This window comes from Mycobacterium sp. (assembly GCF_032162605.1).
Classification (GTDB): domain Bacteria; phylum Actinomycetota; class Actinomycetes; order Mycobacteriales; family Mycobacteriaceae; genus Mycobacterium.
In genome coordinates this window covers 1-22,849 of sequence record NZ_JAVROT010000617.1, presented here as the reverse complement: position 1 = coordinate 22,849, position 22,849 = coordinate 1, and the positions used below count along the sequence as shown (strand labels likewise).

Genomic DNA, 22,849 nt, shown 5'->3' with positions numbered 1-22,849 from the left:
CGGCGAGGGCTAGGACCGTGCCCGACCGGCGTGCGGCCCTGCGCGATTCCGCACGCCGGTCGGCCGCGGTTTCCGAGCGCCGGATCTCGAGCAGAACCCGGGCGGAGTACCAAGACGCGCTCCTGCGGGTGTCGCAAACCGGCGATGGGATCCCTGGGTCTGTCTCATGTCAACGGTGGTTCACGCTGAGGCGCTCGAGGTCGTTGCCCGCGTCGACAGGCTACTTGCGCTGCGCGGAGGCTTCCAGGAGATACCTCGGGGTTCAAAGGGTGTTACTCCTCGCTTCGCGGATGACTTGATCCGGGTGCCGCGGTCGCGATGACCGCCATCGAAACGATCGGCATCGCCGCCACCGTGAACGCGTTGCCGAGGCCGCCGGTCGGCTGGCCGCGGGCCGGCGGTCCCTCCGCTGGGCAGATATCCGTGCAACGCGGCCGCGATCAACAGCACGATCACGGCGAGGACGCGCACTCGCCGCTTGTCGATCCCAGGCCGAGCCAAAGCGGCACATTCATGCCCTACCTCGCGCGACGGCCCGGCGGACTCCAGCGTGAGCCGGAAAGGCACTGCGCCACAGTGTGATTCGTCGCCACTCCCCCGGATTCTTCAACACTCGACGACGTTGAGGGCCAGCCCGCCGCGAGACGTCTCCTTGTACTTGTCCTGCATGTCGGCACCGGTGTCCCGCATGGTCTTGATCGCCGCGTCCAGGCTGACGTGGTGCACCCCGTCGCCGCGCAAGGCGATCCGCGCGGCGGTGACCGCCTTCACCGCCGCCACGGCGTTGCGTTCGATGCACGGGATCTGCACCAGACCGCCGACCGGGTCGCACGTCAATCCGAGGTTGTGTTCGATGCCGATCTCGGCCGCGTTCTCGATCTGGGCGGGCGTGCCGCCCATCGTCGCGGCCAGACCTGCGGCGGCCATCGAGCAGGCCGAGCCGACTTCGCCCTGACACCCCACCTCGGCCCCCGAGATCGACGCATTCGCCTTGAACAGCATGCCGATGGCGGCGGCGGTGAGCAGGAACGTCGCGACGCCTGCGTCGTCCGCACCCGGGATGAACCGCCGGTAGTAGTGCAGCACGGCAGGGATGATCCCTGCGGCACCGTTCGTGGGCGCCGTGACCACGCGCCCGCCGGAGGCGTTCTGTTCGTTGACGGCCAGTGCGTAGACGGTCAGCCAGTCGACGGCGTGCAGCGGATCGTCGGGATTGGCGACCAGCGCCTCCGCCAGCAAACCCGCCCTGCGGCGTACCCGAAGTCCTCCGGGCAGGTGGCCACGCGCGGCGAGGCCCGCGTTGACGCATTCCTGCATGGCCGCCCAGATGTGCAGCAGACCCGCGGTCAGGTCCGGGGTGCGCGCCAACGCCTCCTCGTTGCGTGCCATGAGGTCGGCGATGGTGCAGGAATTGCCTTCGGCCAACGCCACCAACTGTGCGGCGCTGTCGAACGGGAAGGGTGTGTCCGCCATCGCCTCACCGGAGGTGCGCCGTTCGCCGTCCTCGACGATGAACCCGCCGCCGACGGAGAAGTACGTGCGCTTCAGCAGCGTCGCCCCGGCCGCATCGAGCGCCTCGAACACCATCCCATTGGTGTGAAAACCCAAGGAGTGCAACAGCATGACGAGATCGGCGGCCTGGTCGAATGGGATTTCGCGGGTGCCGCCGACGCGGATCGTGTGCTCGGTTCCGATCTCGGCCACGCGCTGCTGACCGGTGACCGGATCGATGGTCTCCGGATCACCGCCCTCGAGTCCGAGCAGCACCGCCCCGACCGTTCCGTGTCCTGCGCCCGTGGCGGCCAGCGAGCCGTACAACTCGACCCGGAGCCTGGCCAGCGGCTCAAGTAGGTCGCGGTCCAAGAGTGCGCCGGAGAAGCGTGCGGCCGCGCGCATGGGACCGACGGTGTGAGAACTGGAGGGGCCGATACCGATGGAGAACAGGTCGAAGACGCTGATGGTCATCGGACTAGCAATCGGTCACGAGGAAACCCGCGGCTCAGGGCCGGGGTGCGATGTCGACGCTCGGCGGGAGCGGCGACGGTTCGGGTTGCGTCGAACGCCTGACGATGGAAAACGTCACTGCGCCGACGGCGAGGATGGCGACACCCGCGCCGATGATGAGTAGCGGCTTGCGGCGCCGCTTCGTGTTGCGGGCCTCCTGCAGCGCCTGCGGAATGTTCGTCACGACCTCCTGGGCGGCAGTGATCTCGTTGGCGATGGTCTCCCGCGCCGCGGCGAGATCCTTGCTCAACTGGCTCTTGATCCTGTCGCGCCGGTAACGGGTGCCGACCCATGCCGCAGACGCGCGCGCGGAGTTGATGCCGACCCCGACAGCTCCCATGGTCAGGTCGACGGGCCCCACGGTTGAGTACTTGAGACCCCGCGCTATGCGTTCCGTCGGGGTCAAACGGGTGGAGCTCATGGCCTCCGCCTCTCTGCGTGGGGACTTCCGCGACCACCCTATTCGGTGCCTATTGCGGGGGGGCCGGAACCCACTCTTGAAACCCGAAATGGCACACTGACATCCCGTGACGAGTCCCATACAGACAGCGACCGCGACACTGCACACCAACCGCGGCGACATCAAGATCGCACTCTTCGGAAACCACGCGCCCAAGACCGTCGCCAACTTCGTCGGATTGGCACAGGGCACCAAGGACTACAGCACCGAGAACGCGTCGGGCGGAACCGAGGGGCCGTTCTACGACGGAGCGGTGTTCCACCGCGTCATCTCGGGGTTCATGCTGCAGGGCGGCGACCCGACCGGCACCGGCCGCGGCGGGCCCGGCTACCAGTTCGCCGACGAGTTCCACCCCGAGCTCGGCTTCGACAAGCCCTACCTGCTGGCCATGGCGAACGCCGGCCCGGGAACCAACGGCTCGCAGTTCTTCATCACCGTCGGCAAGACGCCGCATCTGAACCGCAAGCACACCATCTTCGGCGAGGTCGTCGACCCCGACTCGCAGAAGGTCGTCGACGCCATCGGGAGCACCCCGACCGGCCCAGGAGATCGTCCGACCGAGCCGGTCGTCATCGACTCGATCACGGTGTCCTGACCCGACCGCATAGCGCGCCTCACCCGATCCGCCCCGTGGGGTCAGAGCCCCGCGGGGCGTGTTCGTGGGCGGAGTCGGCTAACCGCCCGCGTATCCAGCGTCGGTCAGGGCATCCAAGACGCCGAGCGGATCGGTGCCCAGATCCCAGCGGGTGAACACCAGCAGGCGGTCGTCGGGTGCGGTGTCGATCTCAAGGAGCCGCACCTTGCGCCCGATCCGGCGGAATTCGGTGATGCGGATCTTCGCGACCTCCTCCCGCCGCAGGACGCGCATCCCGAACCAGCCGCGAACGACCAATCCTGCACCGGTGATTGCCAGCTTCGGTCGAGCGCGCCACGACATGCTTGCAAACGCGAGTAAACCCACCGCGGCAATGCCAGCAAGAACACGTCCCGGCATATCTGTGACAATGGTCACAGTGGAGATTGCCATCAGTAGGCCGAAGAAGCCACAGGCTGCGATTCCCGCCGTCGGCGGGCTCCATTCTGTTTGCTGCATCACGTCAGTGCACCCTCTATGCGTGTGCGATCGAGTTATCCACAGGTGCTATCCCCAATGGGGATGAATGACATCGATGTGATTGGGTGGCGTGAAGGTTGCCACATCCCCAACGCGAAGGAACGAAGTTGAATTCATCCTTGTCCGCGTAGAGCTCATCGCCACCGCATGGTGAGCAACAATCCGGTGATCATGAAGGCAAACGCGATCGCATAGTTCCACTGGGCCAGCGTGGCCATCCACTTGAGGAAGCTGGGGGCGTCCACGGGATTCGTCGCCGCGAGCTGGAACACCAACAACCACAGCAAGCCGAACAACATCAGGCCGACGAACAAGATCACGAACCACATGCTCGACGGGCCGGCCTTGACCTTGACCGGGACCCGGCTCACCTGGCCGATCGTGAAGTCGTTCTTCTTGCGGACCTTGGACTTGGGCATGGTTTACCTTCGGACAGTTGGCTCTGACGGTGACGATTTGAAAAATACGGAGCGACGATGGAGCGGATTCAACCCAGAGCCTAACGCAGCACGAGACCGGGAGGAGAAACCATGGCCCGTGCAGGCCGGTCCCCTTGGCGCATGGGCGTGCCCGCCGTCTGCCTGTGTGCGGGGCTGCTCCTGGCCACCACCCACACCGTGTCGGGCGGAGCCGACATCCGCCGCAGCGATGCGCCGCGGCTCGTCGATCTGGTCCACGAGGCACAGGCGACCGTCGACCGGCTCTCCGCCCAACGCGAGGCGCTCGTCGATCAGGTCGACAACCACCACGGCGGCACCCCGACCGCGGACGCGGCACTCAAGGCGATCACTGCCCGCGCCGATGCGATTGCCGTCGACGCCGGCCTCGAGGCGCTTCGCGGGCCCGGACTCGTCGTCACCCTCGACGATGCCCACCGCGACGCCGAGGGCCGATTCCCCGGGGACGCCTCGGCCGACGACCTGGTGGTGCATCAACAGGACATCGAGGCCGTACTGAACGCGCTGTGGAGTGCAGGGGCCGAGGGCATCCAGATGCAGGATCAGAGGATCATCGCGACGTCTGCGCCCCTGTGCGTGGGCAATACGCTGCTGCTCAACGGGCGCACCTACAGCCCGCCCTACGTCGTCACCGCGATCGGCGACGTGCCTGCCATGCAGGCGGCGCTGGCGGCCTCCCCGATGGTGGCGCTGTACAACCGATACGTCCTGCGGTTCGGCCTGGGGTACACCGAGGACCCGAAGGCCCGCGTCGAGGTGATCGCCCATCCACCTGCGGTGCGGATGCGCTACGCCAAGCCTGCGGGCCCGCTCGGCTACTGACGGGCGATTTGGGCGCGTCAATCCGCGCTCACCGCGGACGAGCGCGCCGAAATCGCGGAGGAGGCACCCAGTAACCTGGGCTGATGCGGGTCCTCGTCGTCGACAATTACGACAGCTTCGTCTTCAACCTCGTCCAATACCTCGGACAGCTCGGCGTGACCGCCGACGTGTGGCGCAACGACGACGCCCGGCTGGCCACCGACGCCGACGTCGCCCGGGTCGCCGAGGACTTCGACGGCATTCTGCTGAGCCCCGGACCGGGCACCCCGGAACGTGCGGGGGCGTCCATCCCGCTGGTTCGGGCCAGCGCCGCCGCGTCGACACCGCTGCTCGGCGTGTGCCTAGGACACCAGGCGATCGGGGTGGCATTCGGCGGCACGGTCGACCGCGCACCCGAGCTCCTGCACGGCAAGACCAGTAGCGTGAATCACGCGAACGTCGGTGTGCTGAAGGGACTTTCGGATCCGTTCACGGCGACGCGCTACCACTCGCTGACGATTCTGCCCGACACCATGCCCGCCGAACTCGAGGTCACCGCACAGACCGCGGGCGGTGTCGTCATGGGAGTGCAACACGTCGAACTGCCGATCCACGGGGTGCAGTTCCATCCCGAGTCGATCCTGACCGAGGGCGGCCACCGGATGCTCGCCAACTGGCTCGCGGTGTGCGGCCAGCCGCTCGACGAGAGTCTGGTCAGCGGGCTCGAACGCGAGGTGGCCGAGACGGTTCGGGCGGCTACTGCGCGAAGCTCAGCGTGATCGAATCGGTGAACTTCGCCATCGTGCCAGCAGCCGGACTCTGAGTGGCCACCGAGGCGGACGGGTAGCCGCTGTTCTGGGCGTTGGAGAGCTTGTTCAAGTCGCCGGTCCACCCGAGCGATCGCAGAAGCGGCTCGGCATCCGCCCAGAACTGTCCCCGTAGGTCCGGCATCGGGAACTGGTTGCCCCGCGACACCCGCAGTTGGATCGGGGTGTCCACCGGCACGGTCTGGCCTGCCGGCGGAACCGTTCCGACGACCTGACCCCTCGTCGAGCCGGGCCCGTCGACGTCGATGGGTATCGGCGGCGCGGTGAACTGGTTCGCGACGAGGATCTGCGTGGCCACGTCGACGGCTTGGCCGGCGACCTCGGGAACCGGTTTCGTGTTCGGACCGCTGCCGACGACGACCGTGATCACGTTGGTGATCGCCGACGTCGAGTTGGCCATGGGGTTGGTCAGAAGGACGCGGTCCCTCTGCTCCGGTGTCGACGCCGAGGCCGAACGCTGGAACTTATCGAACCCGGCATCCTTGAGCTTGTTCACGCACTCGGCGTAGGCGAGGTTCGCACAGTTGGGCACCTCCTGTTGCTGAGGACCGGTCGACACGTTGATCGTGACCTGGTCGTCCCGCGCGGCCGAGGTCTCGGCGCCCGGATCGGTACTGATGACCTTGCCCACGGCAACGTCGGAATCCGGCTGCTGGTTACGGACGGTCTTGAAGCCGAGGTTCTGCAACGCCACGACGGCCTCGTCGTACGCCTGGTTGCGGAGGTTCGGGATCTGCACGTCGCGGGGATTGCCGCCGACGAAGTTGAGCACGATGGTCACGACGACGGTCAGCACGGCCAGCACGGCGACGACGGCGAACCAGCGGCCGATGGCGGGGTTCCGCTCCTTCGGCCGGTAGGTCGGCTGATGGGTTGGATTGACGTCGGTCGGTTGGGAGCGGCCGTTGGACGGCGTCGCCGAGATCAGTGACGTCCGTTCGGCGTCGGTGAACACCTTCGGGGCCTCGGGGGACTCGCCGCTGTGCACGCGGATCAGATCGGTGCGCATGTCGGCCGCCGTCTGATACCGGTTGTCGGGGTTCTTCGCCAGCGCCTTGAGCACCACGGCGTCCAACTCGGGGGACAGTGCGGGGTTGCGCTCCGAGGGCGGCACCGGATCCTCGCGCACGTGTTGGTAGGCCACGGCGACGGGGGAGTCACCGACGAAGGGCGGTTCGCCGGTCAGCACCTCGTACAGGACGCAGCCCAGCGAGTACACGTCGGAGCGGGCATCGACGGTCTCCCCGCGGGCCTGCTCCGGCGACAGGTACTGCGCGGTGCCGATGACGGCTGCGGTCTGCGTGACGGGATTGCCCGCGTCGGCGATCGCCTTGGCGATGCCGAAGTCCATCACCTTCACCGCGCCGGTCTTGCTGATCATGATGTTGGCTGGCTTGACGTCGCGGTGGATGGTGCCGTGCTGGTGGCTGAAGTTCAGCGCCTGACAGGCGTCGGCGATGACCTCGATCGCGCGGCGCGGTTCGATGGGACCGTCGTTGTGCACGATGTCGCGAAGCGTGATGCCGTCGACGTACTCCATGACGATGTACGGCAGCGGACCGGTGGCGGTCTCGGCCTCACCCGTGTCGTACACCGCGACGATCGCGGGATGGTTCAGCGCGGCGGCGTTCTGCGCCTCCCGGCGGAACCGCAGATAGAAGCTCGGGTCACGTGCCAGGTCCGCGCGCAGCACCTTGACCGCCACGTCGCGGTGCAGGCGCACGTCGCGGGCGAGGTGAACCTCCGACATACCGCCGAATCCGAGGATCTCCCCGAGTTCGTAGCGGTCGGACAGATGTTGCGGGGTGGTCATGCGGATGTCTGCTCTGTGACTAGTGGCGGGAGCGTCCCGGGATCCGCTCCGCGATGACCGACGCGGACCGCATCGGTCCAGTCGGTCTCGAGGCTCCGCGCAGGTGCGGGCATGGCGCCGGGAGTCGCTGGTGGTTGGGGCAGCACCGTCGTGCTGGTCTCGGTGGACGGGGCCGGCTTCTGTGCCTTGCGATCCTGCACGTTCAGCACCATCAGGATCGCGATGATGATGGCCAGCGTGCCGAGAACACCCGCGGCCCAGAGCAGGGCCCGCTGTCCGGGGGAGAAGGTTCGCTTAGGTGGCGGAGTGCGGTGGCTGCCCGTCGGGGGCCGCGTCCGGACGTTGGCGGTCGGCGGACGGCCGTAGTCCGGGACGGCGCGGGTCTGCGCCGTGGACGGGATGGCGGCGGGAGTGGCGCGACCGATGGTCGGCGCGTGGTTCGGCCGGGGCGGCCGGCGCCCGGCGCGCACGGCGGCGACGGCGTCGGCGAACGCCCCGCCGGTGCGGTAGCGCTGACCTGGCTCCTTGAGCAGGCTGATCTCGATGAGCTCGCGCACGTTCGGCGGGATGTCGGCGGGCAGCGGGGCGGGCTGCTCCTTGATGTGCTTCATCGCGACCGTCAGCGCGCCGTCGCCGGTGAAGGGGCGGCGGCCCGCCACCGACTCGTAGCCGACCACGCCGAGCGAGTAGACGTCGCTGGCGGCGGTCGCGTCGCGCCCGAGTGCCTGCTCGGGGGCGATGTACTGCGCGGTGCCCATCACCATGCCGGTCTGCGTCACCGGCGCGGCGTCGACGGCCTTGGCGATGCCGAAGTCGGTGAGCTTCACCTGCCCGGTGGGGGTGATCAGGATGTTGCCCGGCTTGACGTCGCGGTGCACCAGGCCCGCGGTGTGGGCGACCTGCAGTGCCCGGCCGGTCTGCTCCAGCATGTCCAACGCGTGCCGCAGTGACAGCCGACCGCTGCGCTTGAGCACGGAGTTCAGCGGCTCACCGGTGACCATCTCCATCACCAGGTAGGCGGTGCGACCGGCGTCGTCCAGCTCGGTCTCGCCGTAGTCGTAGACGCTCGCGATGCCGGGGTGGTTGAGCATGGCAACGATTCGTGCCTCGGCACGAAACCGCTCCACGAACTCGGGGTCCGAGGAGAACTCGGCCTTGAGCACCTTGATGGCGACCGTCCGGCCCAGCCGGGTGTCCTGACCCTCCCAGACCTGACCCATTCCGCCCGTGGCGATGAGTCGCTGAAGACGGTAGCGGTCGGACAGCGTCACTCCGACGCGCGCGCTCATGATCCCTCCCGCAGAGCCGCGGCAATGGTGGCCCGCCCGATCGGAGCCGCAAGGGCCCCACCGGTCGCGGACAATCGGTCACCGCCATTCTCCACTAAGACCGCAACGGCCACCTTGGGTGCCTTGGCCGGTGCGAACGCGATGTACCAGGCGTGGGGTGGCGTGTTGCGCGGGTCTGAGCCGTGTTCGGCCGTTCCGGTCTTCGAAGCGATCTGGACGCCTGCGATGGCTCCCGTCTGCTGGGTCACCTGCTCAGCGTCGATCATCAGGTCAGTAAGTGTAGTGGCGACCTGAGGCGACACCGCCCGGCGGAGTTCCCGAGGACTCGTCGAGCTGATGTTGCCCAGATCGGGTCCCTTGAGGCCGTCGACCAGATACGGCTGCATCGTGACGCCGCCGTTGGCGACGGTTGCGGCGATCATCGCGTTCTGCAGCGGGGTGAGCGCCACGTCCTTCTGGCCGATGCTGGACATGCCGAGGGCGGCGTCGTCGCCGATGGGGCCGACGGTCGAAGGCACCACCTGCAGTGGTATCGGCGCGGGAGCGCCGTCGAGGCCGAATGCCTCGGCGGTACTACGCAGCGCGTCGGCGCCGGTGCGGATGCCTAGGTCGACGAAGGCGGTGTTGCACGACTTCGCGAACGCGGTCCGCAACGTGGTCGTGGGGTCAGTGCCGCACGACGATCCACCGTAGTTCTCCAGCGTTGCGGTGCTGTTGGGCAACGGGATTCGGGCCGCCGCGGTGACCCGGGTGTCGGGGGTCGCGCCATTGGCCAGCGCTGCGGCGGTGGTGATCACCTTGAACGTCGAGCCGGGGGGATAGGTCTCCGAGATCGCGCGGTTCACCAGCGGGTTGTCCGCGTTGTCGCGCATCTGCTGCCAGGCGCCTGCCTGGACGTTGCCGTCGTGCGACGCAAGGAGGTTGGGATCGTACGACGGAGCCGACACCATCGCGAGGATCTTGCCGGTCGACGGCTCGAGCGCCACGACCGAGCCCTTGCACGGGCCGCCGTTGCAGCCCTTCTCCATGGCGTCCCAGGCGGCCTCCTGCACCTGCGGGTTGATCGTGGTGGCCACGTTCCCGCCGCGGGGGTCACGCCCGGTGAAGAAGTCCGCGAGTCGACGGCCGAACAGCCGCTCGTCGGAGCCGTTCAAGATCGAGTCCTCCGCACGCTCCAGTCCCGTGCTCGAGTACAGCAATGAGTAGAAGCCGGTGACCGGCGCGTAGGCCTGTGGGTTCGGGTAGACCCGAAGGAACCGGAAGCGCCCGTCGGTCGACGCCGAGTAGGCGAGCAGCTGCCCGCCCGCCGAGATCTGGCCTCGCTGACGGGAGTACTCGTCGAGCAGGACGCGCTGGTTGCGTGGATCGGAGCGCAGGGCGTCGGCCCTGAACACTTGGGTGAGCGTGGCATTGGCGAGCAACAGCACGATCAGCGCCATGATCGCCATGGAGATGCGTCGTAAGGACGTGTTCATACCTTCTCGATCACCTCCGTATGCGCGGAGGCGATCGGGGTGGCGTTCGGCGCCTTCGGTTCCAGCGGGCGACGAGCCGAGTCCGAAATGCGGATCAGGATCGCCAGCAACACGTAGTTCGCGATCAGCGACGAACCGCCGTACGACAACCACGGTGTGGTGAGACCGGTCAGCGGGATCAGCTTCGTGACCCCGCCGACGACGATGAACAACTGAATCGCTAGCGTCGAGGCCAGGCCTGCCGCCAGCAGCTTGCCGAAGGTGTCGCGCACCGCGACCGCCGTGCGAAGGCCCCGGATGATGAGGATCGTGTAGAGCATCAGCACCCCGGCGAATCCGACGAGGCCGAGCTCTTCACCGATCGCGGCGATGATGAAGTCGGTGGAGGCGGCCGGCACGGTACCGGGCTGACCGTTGCCGAGGCCCGTGCCGAAGATGCCGCCGGTGGCGAAGCTGAACAACGACTGCACCATCTGGTAACCCGCGCCGTCGGGGTCGGCGAAGGGGTCGAGCCAATTCTGCACGCGAGTCTGGACGTGCGCGAACGCGTAGTATGCCGCGACGCTGCCGACCGCAAAGAGCGTGAGTCCCAACAGAACCCAGCTCAGCCGATCGGTGGCGATGTAGACGAGCACGAGGAATGACGCGTACAGCAACAGCGAGGTGCCGAGATCCTTCTCGAAGACCATCACGCCGACGGAGGCGATCCAGGCGACCAACAGTGGCGCCAGGTCGCGGGGGCGGGGGAGATTCATCCCGAGGAGGTGCTTGCCTGCGCTGGTGAACAGGCTCCGCTTGGCCACCAGCACGGAGGCGAAGAAGATCAGCAGCAGGATCTTCGAGATCTCCGCGGGCTGAATCGAGAAGCCGTGCACGCGAATCCAGATCTTCGCGCCGTTCTCCTCGGAGATCGAGCTTGGCAGGACCGCCGGGATGGCCAGCAGCACGATGCCGACGAGTCCGCAGATGTAGCCGTATCGGGCCAGGGTGCGGTGGTCGGTCAGGAAGGCCACGACGAGGCAGAACGCCACCACGCCGACCAGCGTCCATAGCATCTGCTGATTTGCGCTCGGGCCCCGTGCGCCGCCAGCGCCGGGTGCACCCTCGGCGAGGTCGAGACGGTGAATCATTACCAGCCCCAGCCCATTAAGCAGCGCCACCACCGGAAGCAACAGCGGATCGGCGTAGGGCGCGAAGCGCCGTACCGTCAGGTGCGCACCACCGAACAACGCGAGGAAGCCGAGTGTGTATTGCGCCAGGTCCCAGCCGATGCCCAGTTCCTGGTTGGCCTCCACGATCAGCAGCGCGACGGTCGTGATCAAGGCAGCGAACCCGAGCAGGAACAGCTCGGCGTTGCGCCGGTTCGGCAGCGGAGGAAGCACTGTCACGGGCGCCTGCGGCTGGGTGCTCATGACGCCGTCCGGCAGTCGGTGCCCGGTTTCTGCGCCGGGGGCGGCAGCGCCGTGGCGGTAGGTGACGGTGCAGGCGTGGACGTCGGCGGTGGTGCAGGCGTGGGCGTCGGCGGTGGTGCGGTCACCGTGGTCGGCACCTCGGGTGCGGGTGAGGGCTCCGTGCTGGGCGACGGGGTGGGAGCGGCAGGCGTGGCCGAGGTGGTCGGCGGGGGCATCGTCCTCGGAGTGGGTGGCTCCGTCGTCCTCGGAGCGGGTGGCAGGCAGATTGGCAGCACCGACGACTGGGCCAGTTCCCTCAGCTGCCGAATGGCCTCGTCGAGGGTGCCGCCGGGCAGACCGGCAGTCACCTGGGCGCGTTCGGATTCCCGGAGGTCGGCGACCTTCAGCGGCTGGCAGGCCGTGCGATCGTCGTCCACGCCGATGTTCGTGATCGAGTTGCGGGCATCGAGGCAGGCGATCTGAAAGGGTTGCTGCAGAGCCATTCCCACGAAGCTTCCCTGCACACCACGCATGATGTACACGGATCCGTCGCGTTCGGCGACGTAGTAGTTGTTCTGAATCACCATGCGGCCGACCGCGAGTCCCGCCAAGACCAGCACCAGCAGGAGCAGGGCGACGAAGATCATCGTGCGCCGCGAACGCGGCTTCTTCACGGGAGACGCGGGTTCGACCGCGGTCCGCTGGGCGGCGGCAACGCGTTTCGGGTTGAACGCCGATGCCCGGCCCGCGGCCGTGTTGGGGGGTGCGCTCTGGTCGTCCACGCCGGATACCGCACCCGCGAGGATCGGCTGGGTCTGGCCGTACTCGTAGTCGACGACGTCGGCGACCACCACGGTCACGTTGTCCGGGCCGCCTCCGCGAAGCGCCATTTCGATTAGCCGGTCGGCACTTTCGGTGACGTCGGCGATTTGGAGCGCGTCCAGGATGGTCTCGTGACTGACCGGATCGGATAGCCCGTCAGAGCAGAGCAGGTAGCGATCGCCCGCATGAGCTTCGCGGACGGTCAGCGTCGGCTCGACCTCGTGGCCGGTCAACGCGCGCATGATGAGCGACCGCTGCGGGTGGCTGTGCGCCTCCTCGGCCGTGATGCGGCCCTCGTCGACGAGCGTCTGGACGAAGGTGTCGTCCTTCGTGATCTGGGTGAGCTCCCCGTCACGCAGGAGGTAGCCGCGGGAGTCGCCGACGTGGACGAGCCCAAGTCTGTTGCCCGCGAACAGAATCGCAGTCAAGGTGGTTCCCATGCCCTCGAGCTCGGGATCGGCCTCGACGTGGGCCGCGATCGCCGAGTTGCCTTCGTGAACGGCGGAGTTGAGCTGGCTGAGGAGGTCACCGCCAGGCTCGTCGTCGTCTAGGTGGGCCAGTGCCGCGATCACCAACTGGGAGGCGACCTCACCTGCGGCGTGGCCGCCCATGCCGTCGGCGAGGGCCAGTAGGCGCGCGCCGGCGTAGACCGAATCTTCGTTGTTGGCGCGAACCAGGCCGCGGTCACTGCGCGCGGCGTATCGGAGGACGAGACTCATGGACGCAGCTCGATCACAGTCTTGCCGATTCGCACCGGCGTCCCCATCGGAACCCTTACTGCCGTCGTCACCTTCGCCCTGTCAAGGTATGTACCGTTGGTCGATCCTAGGTCCTCGACGTACCATTCGGACCCCCGTGGCGACAGCCGCGCGTGCCGTGTCGAGGCATAGTCGTCCGTCAGCACCAGAGTCGAGTCGTCGGCACGCCCGATCAGGACCGCCTGACTGCCCAACTGAATCCGGGTGCCGGTCAGAGCGCCGTCGGTGACGATCAGCTGGCGCGGAGTGTTGCGGCGCTGCCCGCGGCTGGGCAGCAGGGTGCCGCGAAGCGCGAGGCCCCGCCTCACCATGACGGCACCGGTCGGGGCGTAGATGTCGGTGCGGAGGATGCGCAGCACGGACCAGATGAAGAGCCAGAGGAGCAATAGAAAACCGACACGCGTCAGCTGCAGAACTATCCCCTGCATCTGACGTCCTCTCCGTCACCGTCCCGATGTCGCCGCCTCGGCGCCACCGCACCGCTTTCCGGGCTCGTCGCGACCGACCACCGGCCTGCTCAGCCGCCGTCGGCAACGTCACGATACTTGGACCGGTGACGGACGTGGGTCGAAGCATCGGCTTGGCCCCCAGCTGTCACCAGCCAGAGCCCTCAGTGAACGCGGACGATGATCTCGGAGTGGCCAAGACGAATCGTGTCACCGTCGGCCAACTGCCATTCCTGAACCGGCGCGTTGTTGACGGTGGTGCCGTTCGTGGAGTTCAGATCGGACAGCAGGGCGACCTGCCCGTCCCACCGGATTTCCAGGTGGCGGCGGGAGACGCCGGTGTCGGGCAGCCGGAACTGTGCATCCTGACCGCGGCCGATGACGTTGGCGCCTTCGCGAAGCTGATAGGTGCGCCCACTGCCGTCGTCCAGCTGCAGCGTCACGTTCGTGCCGCCGACGCCGTAGCCGGAGCCGTAGCCTGCGACGGGGGCCGCGGCAGGCGGTTGACCGTAGTCGTATCCGGCGGGTTGACCGTATCCGGCATCGGCCGGCTGGGCGTAACCCGCATCGGAGTAGCCCTGGGGCGCCGCGGGGTCGCCGTAACGGCCGTAGTCGGGCTGACCGTAGTCCGGCCTGCCGTAAGCCTGGCCGCCGTAGCCGCCCGCGTCGGGGTAGCCGCCCTGATCGGGGTAGCCACCCTGGTCGGGGTATCCACCGGCGTCTGGGTAACCGCCCGGGTCGGGGTACGCCGGTCGCGGGGGTTCGGGACGAGCCTCTGGGCGGCCGTACTCCTCGGAGCGCGGCGGCGCAGGTGGGCGCCCGTACTCGTACCCGCCCGGCTCGGGCGGGCCATAGCCGGGGGGGGCGCCTGCGGGTGGGCCGTACCCGGGGGGCGGCGGCGGGCGGTAGCCCTGGTCGGGGTAACCGCCTCCGGCCGGTGGGCCATACCCGGCGGGCGGCCGCTGCTCGTAGGACGGCGGAGGATAACCCTGGTCGGGGTAGCCGCCGCGGTCCGGGTAGCCGCCTTGGTCGGGGTAACCACCCGCGGGCGCAGGGGGTTGCCCCGGGCCGGCCTGATCCGGCGGGTAGGGCGCGCGCCCCTCTTCGCCCTGTCGGCCGTAGTCGTAGTAGTCGTCGCCTGGCTGCCCTTGTCCATGGCCGCCGCGGTGTGTCGGGTTGTCGGTCATTGGTGGAACTCCTGGTTCTGCGGTGTGCGCACGGTCTGGTGGTGCAGAGGCGGTTTCGCCGCTGGTCGAGTCGGGGTTGACCGTTCCACGGGTGCGAAACTGGCCTGTGTGCAGCTGCGGTGACGCTTCGAATCCAACGACCACATCACCATACGTTTGCCATCCTTCGTCACGGATGTATCCCTCCAGGTGTCGGGCAAAAGTCGTCGGAGTGAGGTCGGGGTCCGTGCGGACCTTGTGAAAGTCGGATGCACTGAGGGTAATGACGTAGTCGTTTGGGGCCAAAATACGGCCACCGCCAACGTCGCGTACCCCGGCCTCCGCCTCGCGCCGTAGGATGGCCTCGACCTCCTGCGGAACGATCGAGCCGCCGAATACCCGCGCGAAGGTGTCACCGACGGTCGACTCGAGCTTGCGTTCGAAGCGATCGACGAGTCCCATATCACCGCCTGCCTCGCTGTTCGTCGTCGTGGGTTGTGCCCGGCACCGCCCGCAGCCTGCGTGTCGCGAGCCCCAGTGCCTCTATGCATGATATCGGCCATAGGCGCAGGAACGGGAACATCGGATCTCTGAGGATCCGATCGCGCCAGGTCAGGGCGGTCCGTTGGGGTGCGCATCGGCTCAACTGCGCGGTTGGGGAGTGAAGCGATGTGCGTGATAGTCTCTCCCGGTTGTTGGGGCGAGTGGCGGAATGGCAGACGCGCTGGCTTCAGGTGCCAGTGTCCTTCGGGACGTGGGGGTTCAAGTCCCCCTTCGCCCACAATGAGCAGTTCAATGAACTCGCGGCGCTAAGGTCACGAACTCGAAAGAGGTCGTGACCTTTGTGTTTTAGTGACAGGTGGGCCGCAGGTACGACTTCAGGCTAGTAAGGAGTTGTAGGGGCGTGCCGACAAAGCTCATCACCCAAGTCACGCGCCGCAAGATCTTCGACACCATCACCCTGTCAAAAGAGTTCTGGGAGGGGAGGTTGGAAGAGCCCGACTTCTTGGCGCGCATCTACGACCTGGACGCAGCAGACGCTCCATCGAGTCGAACTGCTGGAGCGCGAGCTGCGGCTCGCGTTGGCCGAGATCAAGTGGATGTAGAAGGCCGTCCGTCGGGCGTTGTCACGGCTCCGCGACGTTCTCCCCGAACATCCCGAACTAACCGACGACACTGCCCCCATCGGGGTGGTGAACTCCGTGGGCACCCGAGAACTGGTTCAAACGGCAACCACAGGCGGTGGGCGACATCTGGCTGCGATCTACTGCCGAATCGCCATGATGCGCGTAACGGCAAGCGCTGCGATCTGAGCGGGATGGCGTATGTGTCGCGGCCCGTGGTCGCCCTGGACATCGACGGGTCCTCAACCCCCATGCGATCGAAGCGTCCCATCCGGCGCTGGCAGCCCGCCTGCCCGGGTACGTGACGCACGACGTCACCCTGCCGGCCGGGACGCGGCACCTGCGGGGTAGTAGGTGGTGGCCTCGACGACCACGGGAAGTGGGTCGCCCTGATACAACTTTCCGAACCTGGTGGGTGTGTAGGAGAACTTGGCCATGGAACTGCCTTTCATCTAGCGGTTACACGGTCCGCTGGCGACGCTATAAACGTTGTCACCGAACGTTTTTGAACTGGGCAGGCGTATGTGAGCGAACGTGACCGGACTGAAGTCCTAGTACGCGAGCTCGGAGCAAGCATCTGTCAGCTCCTTGAGCGAAATCAACGTGCTGCGGCTACATGTTTCGAGAAGCAAAAGTTGGCAGACGTGTCGCGCGCGAGGCGCAGATGGCCGGGTATCCGAGCTCAATTCGGACATGGCTCTAGAGAGTGCGGGGTGGCCTGGTCGGCGGTGCCGATACCGACGACTATCTCGCCCCTGAACCGGGACAGCTGAAGCTGATGCGACGGCCTCTGGGTCGTCCCAGACCGGCTCAGATGCCTCGCGATCGCGGCCCCTACTCCACACCGATACTCGAGTCCTTGCGTGAATTCGGTTGCACGGCATGAGTCGGTCCGGGTAGTTCGGCGGCCGGTCGTCGACACTTCATCTCTAACGTGATGCATACACGTGCAGCACGTCAGTTCACGCAATGAGAGTTTGAATTATCTGAGACCCGTGACGTCGCGAGCGTCACGCACCACTTCTCGCGGCCGCGTCGCGGAAGGCGTCCCCTCGCGTGGTGGGAGGCCGGCCGATCAGGGTCTGAAGGTCGGCACTGTCGGTGTAGAGCTCCCCACGGGCGAGGCCGTCGTCGGCGTCGGCCAGGACCGCGGCCATTTCTGCGGGCAGTCCCGCGCCAATCAGGACACCGGTGTAGTCGCTGACCGGAATGTCTCGGTAGGCGACGTCGGTGCCGAGGACCTCGCTGATCGTGGCGGCCAGTTCGGTTAGGGTGAAGGACGGTCCGCCGAGTTCGTACGTGGCTCCGGTGTGCCCGTCGCCGTTGAGCACTGCGACGGCGGCGGCGGCGTAGTCTCGCCGGCTGGCTGCGCTCACCAGACCGTCCTGCGCGCTACCCGCCAGCGCATGGTATTGACCGATCGTCGCAAGCTGGTCGGTGTAGTTCTCCAGGTACCACCCGTTGCGGAGGATGACGAACGGCAGGCCGCTGTCGCGCAGGTACTCCTCAGTGTGCCGGTGCTCCTCGGCCAGCTTCATCCGCGCCGTCGACGCATTGAGGATGCTTGTGTAGACGATCTGCGATACCCCGGCGTCGCGCGCCGCGTCGATGGCGTTGCGGTGATTGCCGAACCGCTCGCCCACCGTTGACGTCGAGACGAGCAGCAGCGTCTTGGCCCCGGCGAACGCGTCCTTCAACGTGCTCGAGTCGGCGAAGTCGGCGCGACGCACCGTCACGCCGTCACCTGAAAGGGCACTGAGTTTATCGGTATCGCGGCCGGTCGCGACGATCGTGTCCGGCGGTGTGCCGGCAGCTATCAGCTGTTCGACGACCAGACGGCCGAGCTGGCCGGTGGCTCCGGTGATGACTATGGACATGGTGTCGCCTTTCGGTGGGGGGTCAGTCGTTCCGACCTGACCGGGGTCTTGCTGCAGTGCCGGCGCGCCTGGATCTACTGCTTCGGGTTGGGTCGGGTGCGCAGCCGGATGACCGGCAGTTCGCGGTCGGTCTTCTGCTCGTACTTCGCGAAACGCTCTGCCGTGCTGGTGATGTGGCGCCACGCGTGCTCGCGGGCATTGCCGTGCAGCTGCTCGGCGCTGACCTCGACGGTGCGCCCGGCGAGCTGGATCTGCACGGTGTCGGGGTGGGCCGCCAGGTTGTAGTACCAGGCAGGGTTCTTGGCTGCCCCGTTCGCGGACGCGACGATCAACCAGCTGTCGGTGCCGTCGGGGAAGCAGGCGACCGGGGTGTGGCGCGGGGTGCCGCTCTTGGCGCCGACCGTGTTCAGGACCAGCGCCTGCATACCCATCACCTTCTCGGCGTTGCCGCGGATCCGGTTCATGTTCCAGCGGTTCATCCAGGCCATTAACTTCCCGCCGGGCTGGCGGGCACCGCGGGTGCCGTGGGGGGTGTCAAAGCTCATCTGATCTCTCCTACTCTCATTGGTTGACGGTCAGCGGTGGCGGCAAAGCCGGTGCCACGGGCCGATTCTCACTGGCCGTTGATCCGGGCCCGTGCTCTGTTCAGGGGTGTAGCGGACCGCGCAGACGAGTGGTCTCATGGCGGTGTTGGCGTGCTCCGATGAGCCGGTAGGCGAGTCGGACGGGTGCGGGTATGACGGCGAGGAAGCCGGTTCGTTCCGCCGGGGTGGCACCTTCGAGGAAGTAGCCCAGCGCGATCAGGCGGCGTGTCAGGGGTATCGACATCAGTCCCCGTTGGCCTAGCTCCTGGTATTCGGCAGCGGTGATCACCCGTTCGACGATCGGCAGGATCGCCGCCTCCTCCTCGTCGAAATGCTCGTTGAGTCCCGTCGAAAGCTGTTCTAGCAGCGTGGCGAGTGCCGTGCTGGTGTGCGCGGTGGGCGCGTCCTGCCACTGGGCGAACGCAGTCGCGGCGTGCTCGAGCAGCACCGCGAGGCCGTGATGCTGGCTGTCCATGCGGGCGAGCAGATCGGCGTGGAACCGGGTCCGCGCCGAAAGCCTCGGCCACAGCAGTTCATCTTCATCCACGTGGTGGTGATGCAGCATGTCGAGAACTTCGCGGGCACGCCGGGCGACGGTGCGGGCCCGGGCGACGTCGCCGCCGGCCACCGCAGCGACGAGTTGGGACAGCAGTTCGCATTCGCGGCGGAACATGCGGTGCACGATCACCATATCGCTGGTGTCGCAAAGCTTTTGCGCGGCGCTCGGCGCGGTCATGGCGTTCCAGGCGGCAGCGTCGATGGGCCGCTGGGGGTCCCTACCGCGGATCTCGGCGAGGATGCGTTCCCGGGACAATTCGGTGTACTCATGTCCACGGGCATGTGCCTGCACGTTGGTCACCAGCTCTTCTTCGGTCTCCCCGGTGATGACGGTGCCGGAGGGACCGCAGGTCAGGCTGATACTCATGGCGTTGCTCCTTCTAGTGGTGTTGCGGGGAGTCGGACCCCTCGGACGCCGGGGGCGCCAGTGGAAGCGATGTTGGTGGCGCCGCCGCGCGTGCGTGGGGTGTCGGCCCGTGCGGCGACCGGTCCGGCCCGTCGCGGCATCTACCCGTCTCTAGCCGGCATATCATTAGGATCATTGACGACATTAGTCAATGGAACTGACTATGTCAAGGAGTGGTGAGTGGTGTTTGGTGCCCGGCGACACCCGCACGCGCAAGTGGCTCGGGACGAACGTGGATCGAGGGCGGACGACTCGGCGCGGCTAGGGCTTGTGCGCGTAGGGGTCGGTGATCTCGCGGAGTTGATCCAGGATTTGATGCAGCAACGTGAAATTGCGGGTGCCCAGGAAGGCCGTCCACTCCGACAGGATCTCGCTGGATGTCGCCATGGCCACCTCGGCCGCCAGCCGGCCGCGCTCCTCGATCACGATCAACCGAGCGCGCCCATCGGTCGGGTCGGGGACCCGGCGGACATAGCCCAAGCGTTCCAGTTGATCGACCAGCACCCCGGCGCTCTGTTTACTCACTTGCGCCTGATCAGCGAGGTCCGTGAGACGCGAGCCCGCTGCGGCGATGCGTTGAAACACCCGGACTTGGGCCAGGGTCCAGTCGTTGAACCCGGCATCCTGGAGGGCCCGGAAGATTCGGTCCTCCATGTACCGGTACGGGATGAACAACGCCACCCCTAGATCAACTGGTTGCTCGTCGTCCATACCGTTCTCGGCTCCATCGCCCACCTGCTCCCATGAGGTACACACCCTACGTCAACACCGCCGAGACAGATCGCTGCCGGCACGACCGCAGCGGCCCGCGCGCATCGCTGCACTCGCCGGGTTCCGCGTGCGCCATCTATGCGCTTGAGTGACGCCGCACCTGTTGCCGTCAGTACTTCTCCATGACTAGTATAGTCAGTGTTATTGACCATACTAGTCATGGAGATTCCGATGCGCCTGCCGAGCGTCGCTACGAAGCGGCATACAGAGCGGTGTTGCAACCAAGCAACCGTCGGAGGGGCGAATGACACGGTCATCGACAGAGCGAACATCGCCGCACCGACCCACGAATTCTGCACATCCAGAGAAGACAGACACGAGAACAGAGGTAGCACCATGACATCGACATCAACCCTGGCGGGCAAGCGGGCCCTGGTCACCGGAGGCAGCCGTGGAATCGGTGCCGCGATCGTGCGGCGGCTCGCGTCTCAGGGAGCCACCGTCGCGGTCAACTATCGATCCGATCGGGCCGCCGCCGATGCGCTCGTCGGCGAACTCCGCGACAACGGCTGGGCGGCATCGGCTTTCCCGGGCGATGTCAGCGACGACGCGGCGCAGACCCACGAGCTGGTCGGCTCGGTGGTATCCGAGTTCGGCGGCCTGGATCTGTTGGTCAGCAACGCCGGCGTCGAGCATTTCGGAGCACTGGAAACCATCACCCAGGCCGACTTCGATCTCCTCTTTCAGACCAACGTGGCCGGACAGCTGTTCGTCACCCAGGCGGCCGTCGCCGCGATGACCGGCGGCGGCCGGATCGTACTCAGCTCCTCGGTCAGTGTGCGCCTGGCGGTCTATCAACACGCCCTGTACGCGGCAAGCAAGGCCGCAATTTCGGCCATGGTGCGTAATCTGGCTCCCGAACTAGCTGAGCGGAACATCGCCATCAACGCGATCGCCCCCGGCGCCACCGCCACCCGCATGGCCACCCGCTATGCCGCCAACTACACGCCGCCTGCACTCGCGGATGTACCGTTTGACGCGGTCATCCGCTCGATGAGCGCCCTCGGTCGGTTGGCCCAACCTGACGAAATCGCCGCCGTGGTCGCCTTTCTGCTCTCCCCGGACGCGTCTTACGTCACCGGCACCACCATCGAAGCCGACGGCGGCTGGAGCTAACACGCTGCGCTCAAAGCCGCGCACTCACTGTCTGGGCCGCGTCGCACGGCATCGCCGGTCTCACCGACCACCGCGTCCGCGACATCAGCAACCCAAAGTCCCACGAAACATCGCCAATTGGAGCAGACGAGAATGACGCGTGAAATGAAGCACCTGGTCCTCATCACCGGAATGGTGTGCGTCGTGCTAGGACTCGGCCAGTTCGTTCTCGGTTCCCAACTGGCGCCCGGCGCCGCGATGGCGAACGCCACCACGGAGTCCGCCGAGCGATTCGCCGGCGGCATCTTGATCGGATTCGGCCTGGCCTGGCTGTGGGCGGCGCGCATGTCGCCGATACCCCTGGTCGTGGTGCGCTTCCTGGCCGGCGTTTCTGCTGCTCGGCGCGACCGGTCGGATCATCTCCATTGCCGCGCAGGGCTGGCCCCACTGGTTTCAGCTGGCCCAGACCGCCGTCGAGATCGTGGTGCCGGCGCTCGTCCTGATCCTTACCAGGGTCGTCGCCAAGCGAGCGAGTCGTCAATCCGGAACCCAGCTGAGCACCGATTCGCCCGGTAACGGGATGGCGCCGGTTACGGAGCCGTGTCCGGTAGGGCCGAGACCCGTGACGTGATCGAAGTTCCGATTGATGGGCCAGATCGGTGCCATCCACGTAGTCCATCGCGATCCAGAGACGCCCGTCGTATTCTCCCCGGTCGTGGATCCCGACGACATGCGGATGACGTAGTCCTGCGGCCAGGTCGGCCTCACGGATGAATCGCTCGCGGAAGGAAGTGTCGCTCGATATGTCCGGACGGAGGACCTGAGGGCTTCCTGACGTGGCAGGCGGGATACTGGACCAGATGGACCTCGCCCATCCCTCCGGAACCGAGCCGTCGCAGGACCCGGTATCCGGCGAAGGTCTCCCCAATCTTCAGCGGCATGGCGAGATGCTAGCTGTCGCCTCGGCGACACTCGCTTGTTCTGGAGATGTGATGCGCTCCGTATACGGCTTAGTTTAGTTACCTCATCGAGAGTCGGTATGGAGTCGATGGCGAACACCAGCTCAGCTTTGAACCAGACCGACAGCGCTGGGCACCGCAGATGCACAACTGGAAGGAGTTTCGAGTTGCTGAACTCTGAGGAGTACGACTCGAGCGCCATCTCCCGGGCCAACGCGCGGGCCTGGGATGTCGAGGTTGCCAACAATCACTGGGCGACCGTGCCCCTCACCGACGACGAGTTCCGCGCCGCGGCGCGGACTGGGTTTCCGGTCTCGTTGACAGGATCTCGGCCCGTGCCAGTCAGTTGGTTCGGCGACCTCTCGGGCCGACGCGTTCTGTGCATCGCTTGCGGCGGTGGACAACAGACTGTGTTGCTCGCCGCGCGGGGCGCTCTCGTCACCTCATTGGAGAATTCCACGCAGCAGCTGCAACGCGATATCGACACCTGCGCGAAGTTCGGTCTTGCCTTGACCGCCGTCGAGGGTTCGATGGACGACATGCATATGTTGGCGTCGTCGGTGTTCGACATGGTGGTGCTCGGCATGGGCGCTCAGTTCGTGGCAGACATTCGACCGGTGTTCGCGCATGTCCGCCGCCTCCTCACCAGCG

The 22,849-nt window shown here is 66.8% G+C and carries 24 protein-coding genes, 1 tRNA gene and 2 pseudogenes; 10 read left to right on the top strand and 17 right to left on the bottom strand.

Going from position 1 to position 22,849, the window contains the following annotated elements; all coding sequences use genetic code 11:
* The first annotated feature begins 318 nt into the window (after positions 1 to 318).
* A complete protein-coding gene (locus tag QOI01_RS35495) occupies positions 319 to 582 on the top strand; it encodes a hypothetical protein (RefSeq protein WP_526388826.1) in 264 nt (87 codons plus the stop codon).
* Positions 583 to 606: 24 nt separating this feature from the next.
* On the opposite strand, the gene QOI01_RS35490 is transcribed toward QOI01_RS35495, so the two are convergent.
* Positions 607 to 1,965: an L-serine ammonia-lyase gene (locus QOI01_RS35490; RefSeq protein WP_526388824.1), complete on the bottom strand. Its 1,359-nt coding sequence runs from the start codon at positions 1,963 to 1,965 to the stop codon at positions 607 to 609.
* Positions 1,966 to 1,999: 34 nt separating this feature from the next.
* Positions 2,000 to 2,425, bottom strand: coding sequence for a cell wall synthesis protein CwsA (cwsA, locus tag QOI01_RS35485; RefSeq protein ID WP_526388823.1), 426 nt, complete (start codon positions 2,423 to 2,425; stop codon positions 2,000 to 2,002).
* 106 nt (positions 2,426 to 2,531) lie between these two features.
* On the opposite strand from cwsA, the gene QOI01_RS35480 reads away from it, so the two are divergent.
* A complete protein-coding gene (locus tag QOI01_RS35480) occupies positions 2,532 to 3,059 on the top strand; it encodes a peptidylprolyl isomerase (RefSeq protein ID WP_526388821.1) in 528 nt (175 codons plus the stop codon).
* A gap of 78 nt (positions 3,060 to 3,137) precedes the next feature.
* On the opposite strand, the gene QOI01_RS35475 is transcribed toward QOI01_RS35480, so the two are convergent.
* Together QOI01_RS35475 and crgA are read right to left on the bottom strand one after the other, a co-directional pair.
* Positions 3,138 to 3,557: a PH domain-containing protein gene (locus QOI01_RS35475; RefSeq protein ID WP_526388819.1), complete on the bottom strand. Its 420-nt coding sequence runs from the start codon at positions 3,555 to 3,557 to the stop codon at positions 3,138 to 3,140.
* Between the two features lie 155 nt (positions 3,558 to 3,712).
* Positions 3,713 to 3,997, bottom strand: a complete 285-nt coding sequence (gene crgA / locus QOI01_RS35470; protein ID WP_526388817.1) for a cell division protein CrgA — start codon at positions 3,995 to 3,997, stop codon at positions 3,713 to 3,715.
* A gap of 111 nt (positions 3,998 to 4,108) precedes the next feature.
* Between crgA and QOI01_RS35465 the strand changes: the two genes are divergently transcribed.
* Both QOI01_RS35465 and QOI01_RS35460 read left to right on the top strand, forming a co-directional pair.
* Positions 4,109 to 4,858: a DUF881 domain-containing protein gene (locus QOI01_RS35465; protein ID WP_526388815.1), complete on the top strand. Its 750-nt coding sequence runs from the start codon at positions 4,109 to 4,111 to the stop codon at positions 4,856 to 4,858.
* An 83-nt stretch (positions 4,859 to 4,941) separates the two neighbouring features.
* Complete coding sequence (locus QOI01_RS35460) at positions 4,942 to 5,616, top strand: aminodeoxychorismate/anthranilate synthase component II (RefSeq protein ID WP_526388813.1); 675 nt, start codon at positions 4,942 to 4,944, stop codon at positions 5,614 to 5,616.
* Here QOI01_RS35460 and pknB read toward each other — a convergent pair.
* From pknB to QOI01_RS35425, 7 genes are all read right to left on the bottom strand, one after another.
* On the bottom strand, positions 5,594 to 7,477 hold the full coding sequence (gene pknB / locus QOI01_RS35455; RefSeq protein WP_526388811.1) for a Stk1 family PASTA domain-containing Ser/Thr kinase: 1,884 nt from the start codon (positions 7,475 to 7,477) through the stop codon (positions 5,594 to 5,596). The two genes, QOI01_RS35460 and pknB, sit on opposite strands and share 23 nt — an antisense overlap.
* Positions 7,474 to 8,766 carry a protein kinase domain-containing protein gene (locus QOI01_RS35450; RefSeq protein ID WP_526388809.1) on the bottom strand — a complete coding sequence of 431 codons (1,293 nt, stop codon included), beginning with the start codon at positions 8,764 to 8,766 and terminating at the stop codon, positions 7,474 to 7,476. The genes pknB and QOI01_RS35450 overlap by 4 nt, the downstream gene beginning before the upstream one ends.
* On the bottom strand, positions 8,763 to 10,241 hold the full coding sequence (gene pbpA / locus QOI01_RS35445; protein WP_526388807.1) for a D,D-transpeptidase PbpA: 1,479 nt from the start codon (positions 10,239 to 10,241) through the stop codon (positions 8,763 to 8,765). The genes QOI01_RS35450 and pbpA overlap by 4 nt, the downstream gene beginning before the upstream one ends.
* Positions 10,238 to 11,653: a peptidoglycan glycosyltransferase RodA gene (rodA, locus tag QOI01_RS35440; RefSeq protein WP_526388805.1), complete on the bottom strand. Its 1,416-nt coding sequence runs from the start codon at positions 11,651 to 11,653 to the stop codon at positions 10,238 to 10,240. The genes pbpA and rodA overlap by 4 nt, the downstream gene beginning before the upstream one ends.
* On the bottom strand, positions 11,650 to 13,173 hold the full coding sequence (locus QOI01_RS35435) for a PP2C family protein-serine/threonine phosphatase (protein ID WP_526388803.1): 1,524 nt from the start codon (positions 13,171 to 13,173) through the stop codon (positions 11,650 to 11,652). Before QOI01_RS35435 ends, rodA begins: the two co-directional genes overlap by 4 nt.
* Complete coding sequence (locus QOI01_RS35430) at positions 13,170 to 13,640, bottom strand: FHA domain-containing protein FhaB/FipA (protein WP_526388801.1); 471 nt, start codon at positions 13,638 to 13,640, stop codon at positions 13,170 to 13,172. The genes QOI01_RS35435 and QOI01_RS35430 overlap by 4 nt, the downstream gene beginning before the upstream one ends.
* A 182-nt stretch (positions 13,641 to 13,822) precedes the next feature.
* The gene (locus QOI01_RS35425) at positions 13,823 to 15,286 is read right to left on the bottom strand and encodes an FHA domain-containing protein (RefSeq protein WP_526388799.1); all 1,464 of its coding nucleotides are present in this window, start codon (positions 15,284 to 15,286) and stop codon (positions 13,823 to 13,825) included.
* Between the two features lie 236 nt (positions 15,287 to 15,522).
* On the opposite strand from QOI01_RS35425, the gene QOI01_RS35420 reads away from it, so the two are divergent.
* Both QOI01_RS35420 and QOI01_RS35415 read left to right on the top strand, forming a co-directional pair.
* Positions 15,523 to 15,605: transfer RNA gene (locus tag QOI01_RS35420), tRNA-Leu, on the top strand.
* A 78-nt stretch (positions 15,606 to 15,683) separates the two neighbouring features.
* A complete protein-coding gene (locus QOI01_RS35415) occupies positions 15,684 to 16,253 on the top strand; it encodes an AbiJ-related protein (RefSeq protein ID WP_526388798.1) in 570 nt (189 codons plus the stop codon).
* A gap of 9 nt (positions 16,254 to 16,262) precedes the next feature.
* Here the strand turns inward: QOI01_RS35415 and QOI01_RS35410 are convergent, their stop codons facing one another.
* The 5 genes from QOI01_RS35410 to QOI01_RS35390 all read right to left on the bottom strand — a co-directional run bounded on the left by QOI01_RS35410 (position 16,263) and on the right by QOI01_RS35390 (position 20,084).
* Entirely contained in the window at positions 16,263 to 16,400 is a 138-nt protein-coding gene (locus QOI01_RS35410; protein ID WP_526388796.1) for a hypothetical protein, read from the bottom strand.
* A 558-nt stretch (positions 16,401 to 16,958) separates the two neighbouring features.
* Positions 16,959 to 17,825 carry an SDR family oxidoreductase gene (locus QOI01_RS35405; RefSeq protein ID WP_526388794.1) on the bottom strand — a complete coding sequence of 289 codons (867 nt, stop codon included), beginning with the start codon at positions 17,823 to 17,825 and terminating at the stop codon, positions 16,959 to 16,961.
* 74 nt (positions 17,826 to 17,899) lie between these two features.
* Positions 17,900 to 18,370 (bottom strand): nitroreductase/quinone reductase family protein, encoded by a 471-nt coding sequence (locus QOI01_RS35400; protein ID WP_526388792.1) that lies wholly within the window; start codon positions 18,368 to 18,370, stop codon positions 17,900 to 17,902.
* A 100-nt stretch (positions 18,371 to 18,470) separates the two neighbouring features.
* On the bottom strand, positions 18,471 to 19,334 hold the full coding sequence (locus QOI01_RS35395; RefSeq protein WP_526388790.1) for a hemerythrin domain-containing protein: 864 nt from the start codon (positions 19,332 to 19,334) through the stop codon (positions 18,471 to 18,473).
* Between the two features lie 300 nt (positions 19,335 to 19,634).
* A complete protein-coding gene (locus QOI01_RS35390; RefSeq protein WP_526388788.1) occupies positions 19,635 to 20,084 on the bottom strand; it encodes a MarR family winged helix-turn-helix transcriptional regulator in 450 nt (149 codons plus the stop codon).
* 396 nt (positions 20,085 to 20,480) lie between these two features.
* Here QOI01_RS35390 and QOI01_RS35385 point away from each other — a divergent pair, with 396 nt between their 5' ends.
* The 3 genes and pseudogenes from QOI01_RS35385 to QOI01_RS35375 all read left to right on the top strand — a co-directional run bounded on the left by QOI01_RS35385 (position 20,481) and on the right by QOI01_RS35375 (position 21,870).
* On the top strand, positions 20,481 to 21,260 hold the full coding sequence (locus QOI01_RS35385; protein ID WP_526388786.1) for an SDR family NAD(P)-dependent oxidoreductase: 780 nt from the start codon (positions 20,481 to 20,483) through the stop codon (positions 21,258 to 21,260).
* 132 nt (positions 21,261 to 21,392) lie between these two features.
* Positions 21,393 to 21,620: pseudogene (locus tag QOI01_RS35380) on the top strand (DUF4345 family protein); the annotation flags it as partial.
* A gap of 10 nt (positions 21,621 to 21,630) precedes the next feature.
* The gene (locus QOI01_RS35375; RefSeq protein WP_526388828.1) at positions 21,631 to 21,870 is read left to right on the top strand and encodes a DUF4345 family protein; all 240 of its coding nucleotides are present in this window, start codon (positions 21,631 to 21,633) and stop codon (positions 21,868 to 21,870) included.
* 18 nt (positions 21,871 to 21,888) lie between these two features.
* Here QOI01_RS35375 and QOI01_RS35370 read toward each other — a convergent pair.
* Positions 21,889 to 22,180: pseudogene (locus QOI01_RS35370) on the bottom strand (serine/threonine protein kinase); the annotation flags it as partial.
* Between the two features lie 185 nt (positions 22,181 to 22,365).
* Here QOI01_RS35370 and QOI01_RS35365 point away from each other — a divergent pair.
* The coding region (locus QOI01_RS35365; protein ID WP_526388784.1) for a class I SAM-dependent methyltransferase at positions 22,366 to 22,849 on the top strand (484 nt) is incomplete at its 3' end.